Genomic DNA, 11764 nt, shown 5'->3' on the forward strand with positions numbered 1-11764 from the left:
TATGTCTCAGGCAGCGATACGAGTACGCAATCGCGAACCTCAGGAGCGGACACGCTCCGGGCGCAGCAACGGTGCGCGACTGTTTGGCATGGTGTTCCTGTTGATTGTGTTGGGCATTATGGTGGCGGGTGGCCTCGTGGTGCTGAAGTGGATGAATGACGCGTCACGCTTGCCGTTATCGAAGCTGGTGGTGACCGGGCAAACCCACTACACCACGCATGATGATATTCGTCAGGCCATTTTATCGCTTGGCGCGCCGGGAACCTTCATGTCGCAGAACGTGGATATCATCCAGCAGCAGATTGAGCGTTTACCCTGGATTAAGCAGGTCAGTGTGCGCAAGCAGTGGCCTGATGAGCTGAAGATAAATCTGGTGGAGTATGTTCCGGTTGCACGCTGGAATGACTCACATATGGTGGACGCCGCTGGCGTCTCCTTCAGCGTTCCGGCCAGTCACGTTGGCAAAGAAACGTTGCCGATGCTGTACGGTCCGGAAGGCAGTGAAAACGAGGTGTTAGCCGGCTATCACACCATGAGTGATGTATTAAAGGCTAACAAGTTTACCCTGAAGGTCGCGTCGATGACGGCGCGGCGCTCGTGGCAATTAGTGACCAGTGACGATGTGCGCATCGAACTAGGTCGTAGCGATACCATGAAGCGTCTGAACCGTTTTATTGAGCTTTATCCGGATTTGCAGCAGCAGGGCCAGAGTCAGAACCAGCGCATCACGTACGTTGATTTGCGCTACGATTCGGGCGCCGCAGTCGGTTGGGCCGCTGCACCGATAGAGCCACAGGACAGTAATCAGCAACAGAACCAGGCACAGGCTAAACCACAATGATCAAGGCAACGGACAGAAAACTGGTAGTAGGACTCGAAATTGGCACCGCGAAGGTGTCCGCCCTGGTTGGGGAAATTCTGCCCGATGGTATGGTCAATATTATTGGGGTGGGCAGTTGCCCGTCTCGCGGCATGGATAAAGGCGGCGTAAACGATCTGGAATCGGTGGTGAAATGCGTACAGCGCGCCATCGATCAGGCTGAATTGATGGCGGACTGCCAGATTTCCTCAGTCTACCTTGCTTTATCGGGCAAACATATCAGTTGCCAGAACGAAATCGGGATGGTTCCGATTTCGGAAGAGGAAGTGACTCAGGATGATGTAGAGAACGTGGTGCATACGGCGAAATCCGTTCGCGTACGTGATGAGCATCGTATTCTGCATGTTATCCCGCAGGAATACGCCATCGATTATCAGGAAGGCATTAAGAATCCAGTGGGACTTTCTGGCGTACGTATGCAGGCGAAAGTACATTTGATCACGTGCCACAACGATATGGCAAAAAATATTGTCAAAGCCGTTGAACGTTGCGGCCTGAAAGTTGACCAACTGATTTTTGCCGGGTTGGCATCCAGTTTCTCCGTACTGACGGAAGATGAACGTGAGCTGGGCGTCTGTGTTGTTGATATCGGTGGCGGTACAATGGATATCGCTGTCTATACTGGCGGTGCACTGCGTCACACTAAAGTGATCCCGTATGCCGGGAACGTGGTAACTAGCGATATCGCTTACGCTTTTGGTACACCGCCGACCGACGCAGAAGCGATTAAAGTGCGTCACGGTTGTGCATTGGGCTCGATTGTCGGCAAAGACGAAAATGTCGAAGTGCCGAGCGTAGGTGGACGTCCACCACGTAGCCTGCAGCGTCAAACGCTGGCTGAAGTCATCGAGCCGCGTTACACCGAACTGTTGAATCTGGTCAACGACGAGATTCTGCAATTACAGGAGCAGCTGCGCCAGCAAGGCGTGAAACACCATCTGGCGGCCGGTATCGTGCTGACCGGTGGTGCGGCGCAGATTGAAGGTTTGGCAGCTTGCGCACAGCGCGTGTTCCACACGCAAGTGCGCATCGGACAGCCGCTTAACATCACCGGCCTGACGGACTATGCGCAGGAGCCGTATTACTCTACGGCGGTTGGTCTGCTGCATTACGGCAAAGAGTCACACATGAACGGTGATGCAGAAACGGAAAAACGTGCTTCAGTGGGCAACTGGTTCAAGCGAATCAACAGCTGGCTGAAGAAAGAGTTTTAATTTTTGAAAAAGGAGATCATGCTGGCAATGTTTATGATCTCCAGGCGACAGGCACATAACGGAGAGAAATCATGTTTGAACCTATGGAATTAACCAATGACGCGGTGATTAAAGTCATCGGCGTCGGCGGTGGCGGTGGCAACGCCGTAGAGCACATGGTACGCGAGCGTATCGAAGGTGTGGAATTCTTCGCTGTGAACACCGACGCGCAAGCGTTGCGTAAGACAGCGGTCGGCCAGACGATCCAGATCGGGACCAATATCACCAAAGGTCTTGGTGCAGGTGCGAACCCAGAAGTGGGCCGCAACTCTGCAGAAGAGGATCGCGAAGCACTGCGTGCTGCGCTGGATGGTGCAGACATGGTGTTCATCGCAGCTGGCATGGGCGGCGGTACCGGTACTGGTGCAGCGCCAGTTGTGGCTGAAGTGGCAAAAGATTTGGGTATCCTGACCGTTGCGGTGGTAACTAAGCCGTTCAACTTTGAAGGCAAAAAGCGTATGGCTTTTGCTGAGCAAGGTATCGCTGAACTGTCTAAGCATGTCGATTCACTGATTACTATTCCAAACGACAAGCTGCTGAAAGTTCTGGGTCGCGGTATTTCTCTGTTGGATGCGTTCGGCGCAGCCAACGACGTATTGAAAGGCGCTGTACAGGGTATCGCTGAACTGATTACCCGTCCTGGCCTGATGAACGTTGACTTTGCGGACGTGCGTACCGTGATGTCAGAAATGGGTTACGCCATGATGGGTTCAGGCGTGGCATGTGGTGAAGATCGTGCGGAAGAAGCGGCAGAGATGGCTATCTCTTCTCCGCTGTTGGAAGACATCGATCTGTCTGGCGCGCGCGGCGTGCTGGTCAACATTACTGCGGGCTTCGACCTGCGTCTTGATGAGTTTGAAACCGTGGGTAACACCATCCGCGCCTTCGCTTCTGACAACGCAACCGTGGTTATCGGTACTTCTCTGGATCCAGAGATGAACGACGAACTGCGTGTGACCGTAGTTGCAACCGGCATCGGCATGGATAAGCGTCCGGAAATCACGCTGGTGACCAACAAGCCGGCCACTCAGCCAGTGATGGATCATCGCTACCAGCAGCACGGCATGGCGCCGCTGCCGCAGGAGCAGAAACCGGCTGCGAAAGTGGTGAATGACCAACCGGCGGCATCCAGCAAAGAACCCGATTACCTTGATATTCCAGCCTTCTTGCGTAAGCAGGCTGATTAAGAATATCCCGAGAATTGGGATTCTCCGCTCTTTGTGCTAAAGTATTCGCCCGCTGGTAATTTATACTGGCGGTCGGACAGGTAATATTGCGAGATAAAGCGATGATCAAACAAAGGACATTAAAACGTATTGTTCAGGCGACTGGTGTCGGTTTACATACCGGCAAGAAAGTCACACTGACGTTACGCCCTGCGTCGGCTAACACCGGGGTCATCTATCGTCGCACTGACTTGAATCCACCGGTAGATTTCCCGGCTGATGCAAAATATGTGCGCGACACCATGCTGAGTACTTGCCTGGTGAACGATGAAGGCGTGCGTATTTCAACCGTTGAACACCTGAACGCCGCATTGGCGGGCTTGGGCATCGACAACATTATTGTTGAAGTTGATGCACCGGAAATCCCGATCATGGATGGCAGTGCCGCGCCTTTTGTCTATTTGCTGATGGACGCTGGCATCGAAGAGCTAAGCAGCGCGAAGAAATTCGTACGCGTTAAGCAATCGGTGCGTGTGGAAGATGGCGATAAGTGGGCCGAGATCAAGCCGTATAACGGTTTCTCACTCGACTTTACTATCGACTTCAAACATCCAGCAATCGACTCAAGCTCGCAGCGTTACCAGCTCAACTTCTCGGCTGAGAACTTTGTTCGCCAAATCAGCCGTGCGCGCACCTTTGGCTTTATGCGTGAAATCGAATATCTGCAGTCTAAAGGCCTGTGCCTGGGCGGTAGTTTAGATTGTGCGATTGGCCTTGATGATTTCCGCGTATTAAACGAAGACGGTCTGCGCTTTGAAGACGAATTTGTTCGTCATAAAATGCTCGATGCGATCGGCGACCTGTTCATGTGCGGTCATAATGTTATTGGCGCGTTTACCGCCTTTAAATCGGGCCATGCGTTGAACAACAAGTTGCTACAAGCGGTTCTGGCTAAACAGGAAGCCTGGGAATGGGCGACCTTCGAAGATGAAGCTGAACTGCCACTGGCATTCAAAGCACCAAATTTAGTTCTGGCGTAAGTCAGACATAAAACGGCAGGTTTCGCTGACACCCTCTCCGGTCAGTTGAACCTGCCGTTTTTTATTGCCTCATTTTTATTCCTGCCAAGCCGATCTCAATTCGCTGTAGCAACTGGCGAAACCCTGTACAAAAAAACGTGAATTCCGCCGAAGCCCCTTTAATCACTGGTGTCGAAGCCCCACATAAGTGCTATCATCTGGCGCTCACATAAGCTGGGTAACGCAGATTTTTGCTACCGCTTTATTACTTTATTCAATGCATTGTGGACGGATTGTGATCGGGATTTTCTCACGCTGGCGACAATTAGGCAGACGCTATTTCTGGCCACATCTCCTGTTGGGGATGGTGGCGGCCAGTTTAGGTTTGCCTGCCTGTGCGCAAAGTTCTGAGCCGAAAGCAAATGATTCACCGATAAGCAGCCTGTTTGTCGGCAATGTTGTCCACTTTGATCATCTGATTCGTCTGCAGGAAAGCGCGCGTCGACCGAATTTCAACGTCGATTACTGGCACCAGCATGCGATTCGCACCGTTATTCGCCACCTTTCCTTTAGTATGACGCCGCCCGCTCAGGCGGAAGCCGATCAAGCTGTGCCGCTGGCGGCACAAAAGCTGGCGTTGATAGGTTCGCTTCAGGCGTTGCTGACTTCTCCGGCGCAATCGCTGACTGTGGTTGAGCCGCAACAAAACCTGCGTCACAACGAACCACAAATCCTTTCCTCTGCTGATTGGCAGGCTGCTATTCATGGCATCCGCGCCGGGCCTTTCATTGCTTAACTGCTAACGTTTTTTCCACATCCTGAATCAGATTTTGCAGCCCGTGAAATCACGGCTGAATTGAGAAAAATTTATCATGTTAATCAAATTATTAACTAAAGTATTCGGCAGCAGCAATGATCGTACTCTGCGCCGTATGCGCAAAATCGTCGACGTCATCAATAAGATGGAGCCGGATTTCGTAAAGCTCTCTGACGATGAACTGAAAGCGAAAACTGACCTGTTCCGTGAGCGCCTGAAAAAAGGCGAAAGCCTTGAGAGCCTGATTCCTGAGGCCTTTGCCACCGTACGTGAAGCAAGTAAGCGCGTCTTCGGTATGCGTCACTTTGATGTGCAGCTGATTGGCGGCATGGTGCTCAACGAACGTTGCATCGCAGAGATGCGCACCGGTGAAGGTAAAACCCTGACCGCGACCCTGCCCGCTTACCTGAACGCGCTGAGCGGCAAAGGCGTGCACGTTGTTACCGTCAATGACTATCTGGCGCAGCGTGATGCCGAAAATAACCGTGCACTGTTTGAATTCCTTGGCCTGACCATCGGCATTAACCTGCCAAACATGCCAGCTGTGGCGAAGCGTGCAGCTTATGCCGCTGACATCACCTACGGCACCAACAACGAATACGGCTTTGACTACCTGCGCGACAACATGGCGTTCAGTCCGGAAGAGCGCGTGCAGCGTAAGCTGCATTACGCATTAGTGGATGAAGTCGACTCAATCCTGATCGATGAAGCACGTACGCCATTGATCATCTCTGGTCCGGCGGAAGACAGCTCTGAGCTGTATACCAAAGTTAACAAGATCATCCCGCATCTGGTGCGTCAGGAAAAAGAAGACTCTGAAACCTTCCAGGGCGAAGGCGATTTCTGGGTCGATGAAAAAGCGCGCCAGGCACATATGAGCGAGCGCGGCCTGGTAAAAGTTGAAGAGCTGCTGGTTAGCCAAAACATTATGGTAGAGGGCGAGTCACTCTACTCCCCAACCAACATCATGCTGATGCACCACGTTACTGCGGCGCTGCGTGCTCATGCACTCTTCACCCGCGATGTTGATTACATCGTTAAAGATGGCGAAGTGGTCATCGTTGATGAACACACCGGCCGTACCATGCAAGGTCGCCGCTGGTCAGATGGTCTGCATCAGGCGGTTGAAGCGAAAGAAGGCGTGGAAATCCAGAATGAAAACCAGACGCTGGCTTCCATTACCTTCCAGAACTACTTCCGTATCTACGAGAAACTGGCCGGTATGACCGGTACCGCGGATACCGAAGCGTTCGAATTCAGCTCCATCTATAAGCTCGATACTATCGTGGTGCCAACCAACCGTCCGATGGTGCGTAAAGATATGGCCGATCTGGTCTACATGACCGAGAAAGAGAAGATTGACGCCATTATCGAAGACATCCGTGCCTGCACTGCTAAAGGGCAGCCGGTGTTAGTGGGTACAATTTCGATTGAGAAATCTGAAGTCGTTTCCAATGAACTGACGCGTGCGGGCATTAAACATAGCGTACTGAACGCCAAATTCCACGCCAGCGAAGCGGATATCGTTGCTCAGGCGGGTCAACCTGCAGCGGTTACTATCGCAACCAACATGGCCGGTCGTGGTACCGATATCGTGCTGGGCGGGAGCTGGCAGGCTGAACTCGCCGCAATGGACGAGCCAACCGAAGAGCAGATTCAGGCGATGAAAGAAGCGTGGAAACTGCGTCACGATGCGGTGCTGGCTGCAGGCGGTCTGCACATTATTGGTACTGAGCGTCACGAATCTCGCCGTATCGATAACCAGCTGCGTGGTCGTGCGGGTCGTCAGGGTGATGCCGGTTCTTCACGCTTCTACCTGTCGATGGAAGATGCATTGATGCGTATCTTCGCTTCAGATCGCGTATCGAACATGATGCGTAAACTGGGCATGAAGCCAGGCGAAGCAATCGAGCATCCATGGGTGACTAAAGCGATTGCCAACGCGCAGCGTAAAGTGGAAAGCCGCAACTTCGATATTCGTAAACAGCTGCTGGAATACGATGACGTTGCCAACGATCAGCGTCGCGCCATCTACAGCCAGCGTAACGAACTACTGGATGTGTCTGATGTGTCTGAAACCATCAATAGCATCCGTGAAGATGTCTACAAAACTACCATTGATACCTACATTCCGCCGCAGTCACTGGAAGAGATGTGGGATGTTGCCGGCCTGGAAGAGCGTCTGCGTAACGACTTCGATCTGAACTTGCCTATTGCTGAGTGGTTGGATAAAGAGCCCGATCTTCACGAAGAGACGCTGCGCGAACGTATCATGACCCACGCCGCGGAAAGCTATGCTGCTAAAGAAGAAGTGGTTGGCGAAGAGATGATGCGCAACTTTGAGAAAGGCGTGATGCTGCAAACGCTGGATTCGTTGTGGAAAGAGCATCTGGCAGCGATGGATTACCTGCGTCAGGGCATCCACCTGCGCGGTTATGCCCAGAAAGATCCGAAGCAGGAATACAAGCGTGAATCCTTCTCTATGTTTGCGGCGATGCTTGAATCACTGAAGTACGAAGTGATTAGCACCCTGAGCAAAGTTCAGGTGCGCATGCCAGAAGAAGTGGAAGCGATGGAGCAGCAGCGTCGTGAAGAAGCGGAGCGTTTAGCGCAACAGCAGCAGCTGAGCCATGTTGATGATGCCACCGCAGCAGCCGAAGCGTTAGCCGCACAAGGCGGGGAGCGTAAAGTGGGCCGTAATGATCTCTGCCCATGTGGTTCCGGCAAAAAATACAAGCAGTGTCACGGCCGTCTGGCCTGATAAAAAAAGGAGCCTTCGGGCTCCTTTTTTTTTGCTGACGATTTAGCGTGTTATCGCCATGAGTTTCTCTTCGTTTAGGCGCACGCCATGATACGGCAGCGTGACCAGCAAACCATCCGGTAAGCCAGCTCGCTTCAACAGCGCCCGGCTTTGGAACAGTAGCTGATGGTAATTGTTATCGCTGATGCTCGGATAGCTCTCATTCCAAACGGTGGCAATAATCTGACGCTTCGAGGTAATCCGCAGCAACAGACAGGAGAAGAATCGTTTTTGCGCTTCATTCAACGAAATAACTTTGTGTTCAGGCCACCATGTTAAGGTGTTCTTTGCGCTGTCTAACGTCAGGATGTCATGAAATACCAGATGGCGTAGGGCATGTAATTGTTCCGGCGTATTTTGCGCCAGAAACGTTGTTTCTTTAAATTCCATAGGTAGTCGGGTTTAACAGAAGAAAGTGCTGCGAGTATTCCCAACATTCCCGGTTGCGATCCTTACGACATGTCTTAATCACTGGCTTTTGTAGGGCGTGGGACGTCACTTTCCGCTCAACGGTTAACATCACTCGATGTCTGATTTAAACTCAGCGCTCATTTTATTAAAAAAGCGGAATCCAGCTTATGAAACACCTGCAGGTTGCGGTGGGCATCATTCGCAATACAGAACGTCAAATCTTCCTTGCCCAGCGTGCGGCAAGCTCCTATATGGCGAATAAGTGGGAGTTTCCCGGCGGAAAAATTGAACAAGATGAATCTGCCGAGCAGGCGCTCAAGCGTGAGCTGATGGAAGAAACCGGTATTGAAGTCACGTCGGCAAGCGCGATTGGTCAGGCCGATCACAGTTATGAAGATCTGCGCGTTACGCTGCATTTCTTCCTGGTTGAAGGCTGGAACGGCGAACCTTATGGTCGTGAAGGTCAGCCACAGCGTTGGGTCGAACAGCAGGATTTGGTCGCGGATGAATTTCCGCCTGCGAACCATGAATTGATCAGCCGATTAGTGGCTGGCGAGATTTAAGTGAAGGGGCGCTAAGCCCCTTACTTTTTACTGCTGTTCTTCGCTCCAGTCATCGCTGTCCATCTGGTCACCGCTGCTGGGAATACGTTTCTCTTCTGCTGCCCATTCACCTAAATCAATCAGCTGGCAACGTTTGCTGCAGAATGGCCGCCACGGGCTCAACTCATCCCAAATCACATCGCGACGACAATTGGGGCAAGGTACGGTAATTATCTCTTCCGGCATAACTTCCTCTAACAACAAGCTAATTCAAAATTCAGTCGGGCTGGTACTTCTCCGCGTTCGCTGTCTAATGGCAGGAAACGAATCGCATAACGGCTTTTGTGACCCGAGACTTGTGGGTACAGCGCGTCTTCCAGAGTTAATTGCAGGCGCAGTAAATCGGATCCTTCGGCGTTATCCTGATAAAAACCGTTGAGGCTGGTTTGATGACGAAATATGCCAGACTGGCGCACCAAATCGAGGATCATCGTCAAACTATTACGCAGCGGATTCAGTGATGCCAGCCAGCCATTCACCTGAACATCTCGCACCGCTTGCTCCTGATGCAGCCAGATGTGCAGGCTGGGTAGATCGAAACTGCAGCAGCCGCCGGGAATGCTCAAACGCTGACGTACCAGAGCAACCAGGCGATCTTCACGTAACTGTTGGCCCATGCGCGGTGCCGCCATGAGTTCGCTTGAGCATTGCTTCAGCTGCTGACGCAGATCATTCACGCGCAGTTCATCAATGCCTGGCACATCCAGCCAGGCGCGTAATTTTTGTTGCTGGCGCTCCAGTTCTTTTAACAATTCAGTGCGCATATCTCCGCGCTCAAAAATATCCAGTAAATCGCTAAGAATACGGAAAACGCCGAGTGCTGATACCGAACCGTTAACCGGCACCGTTTCATGCAGCTGATCAATCAGATATTCGACGCGCAACCAGGTGCGCATCTTCTCATTCAAAGGGTGTTCAAACAGAACAATTGTGCTCATGATGTTAATCCTTTCCGGTTGCTGCCAGGCGTAGATAGCACTGGTGAAGCTCAGCAACGCGCGGTAGCACCTGTTCAGGCGTACCACTGTTATCAATGATGTCATCCGCACAGGCCCGACGCTGTTCACGACTAGCCTGTGCGGCAAGAATATTTTTCGCCTGACTTAGCGAAATACCATCTCGCTGTTGGGTGCGTTGCAACTGCGTGGCGGTATCCACATCCACGACCAACACGCGATCGGCCTGATGCTGTAAGCCGTTTTCGACCAACAGCGGCACCACCCAAAGCACATAAGGTGAGGTGGCCAATAATTTTAATTGTTGCGTGCGGGCGTTGATGAGTGGATGAAGCAACTGATTGAGCCAATTTTTCTCTTGTGGCTGTTGGAAAATAATTTCACGAAGCCGCGCACGATAGAGCGTGCCTTCTGCCGTCAAAATGGTATCTCCATGACGCTGAGCAATCGCCTTTAGGGCAGGCGTTCCGGGCTCAACAACTTCTCTGGCAATGACGTCAGCGTCAATAATATCAACGCCTAGCGCTGCGAAAGCGTTGGCAATAGTGGTTTTACCACTGCCAATGCCGCCGGTGAGCGCAACGGTATAAGGCATAGCGTTCTCGCAAAATTTATATCGTGAGCGGCGATTAACCACAGCAAGATGAGAGCATGATCACAATCAATTTTCTCAGCTAAATTTAAGGGATTGTAGCCTAAATAAAGTGAAATTCGCAGTCTTGTCGCGGAACGAATGGCGCGTATGATAACGACACTGGAGCCGTGAGCGCTACCCGAACCGCGGTTCGTCGTCACTAACCAGGATAATCAGCTATGCGCATTGAAGAAGATTTAAAACTGGGCTTTAAAGATGTTTTGATCCGCCCAAAACGTTCCACTTTGAAAAGCCGTTCCGAGGTTGAGCTGGAACGCACCTTCACCTTTAAACACTCAGGCTTGAACTGGAGTGGCATACCGATTATTGCCGCCAACATGGATACCGTCGGTACTTTCACGATGGCTGAAGCCCTGGCGAGTTTTAACGTACTGACCGCAGTGCATAAACATTACAGCGTGCAAGAGTGGCAGGCATTTGTACAACGCGTGCCAGCGGCGGTGCTGAGTCATGTGATGGTCTCATCTGGTACATCAGAATCAGATTTCACGAAGTTATCCGCCATTCTGGCGTTATCATCGCAGCTCAACTTTATCTGCATCGACGTTGCTAACGGCTACTCTGAGCACTTCGTTCAGTTCCTGCTGCGCGTGCGTGAAAGCTTCCCAGGTAAAACCATCTGCGCAGGCAACGTGGTTACCGGTGAAATGGTGGAAGAGCTGATTTTGTCTGGCGCAGACATCGTCAAAGTGGGTATTGGCCCCGGCTCAGTGTGCACCACACGCGTGAAGACCGGCGTTGGTTATCCTCAGCTTTCTGCCGTTATCGAGTGCGCAGATGCGGCACACGGTTTAGGCGGACAGATCGTCAGCGACGGCGGCTGCTCGGTTCCAGGTGACATTGCCAAAGCTTTCGGGGGCGGTGCAGATTTCACCATGCTCGGCGGCATGCTTGCGGCACATGACGAGTGTGAAGGAACCATCGTCGAAGAACAGGGTGAGAAATTTATGCTGTTCTACGGCATGAGCTCCGAATCGGCGATGAAACGCCACGTTGGCGGTGTTGCGCAATACCGTGCGGCGGAAGGCAAAACCGTGCGGTTACCAGTGCGCGGCCCGGTTGAGGAGACGGTTAAAGATATCCTCGGCGGTTTACGTTCGGCCTGTACCTACGTCGGTGCTGAACGATTGAAAGAGCTGACGAAACGCACTACCTTTATCCGCGTCGCTGAACAAGAGAACCGCGTGTTCACTCGCTGATCTCTG

Annotated in this window: 12 protein-coding genes; 8 read left to right on the plus strand and 4 right to left on the minus strand. The window is 52.1% G+C overall.

Annotated features, from left to right (window positions below; all coding sequences use genetic code 11):
• Position 1: 1 nt before the first annotated feature.
• The 6 genes from ftsQ (at position 2) to secA (ending at position 7896) form a co-directional block, all read left to right on the plus strand.
• Complete coding sequence (gene ftsQ, locus PO881_RS03405) at positions 2 to 841, plus strand: cell division protein FtsQ (protein ID WP_101762111.1); 840 nt, start codon at positions 2 to 4, stop codon at positions 839 to 841.
• Entirely contained in the window at positions 838 to 2094 is a 1257-nt protein-coding gene (gene ftsA / locus PO881_RS03410) for a cell division protein FtsA (RefSeq protein WP_007888634.1), read from the plus strand. The genes ftsQ and ftsA overlap by 4 nt, the downstream gene beginning before the upstream one ends.
• A gap of 71 nt (positions 2095 to 2165) precedes the next feature.
• Positions 2166 to 3320 carry a cell division protein FtsZ gene (ftsZ, locus tag PO881_RS03415; protein WP_008108602.1) on the plus strand — a complete coding sequence of 385 codons (1155 nt, stop codon included), beginning with the start codon at positions 2166 to 2168 and terminating at the stop codon, positions 3318 to 3320.
• 101 nt (positions 3321 to 3421) lie between these two features.
• Positions 3422 to 4339, plus strand: coding sequence for a UDP-3-O-acyl-N-acetylglucosamine deacetylase (gene lpxC, locus PO881_RS03420; protein WP_277974521.1), 918 nt, complete (start codon positions 3422 to 3424; stop codon positions 4337 to 4339).
• A gap of 274 nt (positions 4340 to 4613) precedes the next feature.
• A complete protein-coding gene (gene secM, locus PO881_RS03425) occupies positions 4614 to 5114 on the plus strand; it encodes a secA translation cis-regulator SecM (protein WP_338064763.1) in 501 nt (166 codons plus the stop codon).
• Positions 5115 to 5190: 76 nt separating this feature from the next.
• Positions 5191 to 7896, plus strand: coding sequence for a preprotein translocase subunit SecA (gene secA, locus PO881_RS03430; protein WP_101762109.1), 2706 nt, complete (start codon positions 5191 to 5193; stop codon positions 7894 to 7896).
• A gap of 42 nt (positions 7897 to 7938) precedes the next feature.
• Here the strand turns inward: secA and PO881_RS03435 are convergent, their stop codons facing one another.
• Complete coding sequence (locus tag PO881_RS03435) at positions 7939 to 8325, minus strand: response regulator (protein ID WP_110867527.1); 387 nt, start codon at positions 8323 to 8325, stop codon at positions 7939 to 7941.
• Positions 8326 to 8513: 188 nt separating this feature from the next.
• Here PO881_RS03435 and mutT point away from each other — a divergent pair, with 188 nt between their 5' ends.
• On the plus strand, positions 8514 to 8909 hold the full coding sequence (gene mutT, locus PO881_RS03440; protein ID WP_101762107.1) for an 8-oxo-dGTP diphosphatase MutT: 396 nt from the start codon (positions 8514 to 8516) through the stop codon (positions 8907 to 8909).
• A gap of 27 nt (positions 8910 to 8936) precedes the next feature.
• On the opposite strand, the gene yacG is transcribed toward mutT, so the two are convergent.
• The 3 genes from yacG to coaE are packed head-to-tail and all read right to left on the minus strand — an operon-like array spanning position 8937 to position 10499.
• Entirely contained in the window at positions 8937 to 9134 is a 198-nt protein-coding gene (gene yacG, locus PO881_RS03445) for a DNA gyrase inhibitor YacG (protein ID WP_061718119.1), read from the minus strand.
• A gap of 8 nt (positions 9135 to 9142) precedes the next feature.
• Positions 9143 to 9886, minus strand: a complete 744-nt coding sequence (zapD, locus tag PO881_RS03450) for a cell division protein ZapD (protein ID WP_101762106.1) — start codon at positions 9884 to 9886, stop codon at positions 9143 to 9145.
• A gap of 4 nt (positions 9887 to 9890) precedes the next feature.
• Positions 9891 to 10499, minus strand: a complete 609-nt coding sequence (gene coaE, locus PO881_RS03455; RefSeq protein ID WP_280172455.1) for a dephospho-CoA kinase — start codon at positions 10497 to 10499, stop codon at positions 9891 to 9893.
• Positions 10500 to 10717: 218 nt separating this feature from the next.
• Here coaE and PO881_RS03460 point away from each other — a divergent pair, with 218 nt between their 5' ends.
• Positions 10718 to 11758, plus strand: coding sequence for a GMP reductase (locus PO881_RS03460; protein ID WP_110867529.1), 1041 nt, complete (start codon positions 10718 to 10720; stop codon positions 11756 to 11758).
• Positions 11759 to 11764: the final 6 nt, after the last annotated feature.

Origin of the sequence: Pantoea sp. SS70 (genome assembly GCF_029866845.1) — a bacterium.
GTDB lineage: Bacteria > Pseudomonadota > Gammaproteobacteria > Enterobacterales > Enterobacteriaceae > Pantoea > Pantoea leporis.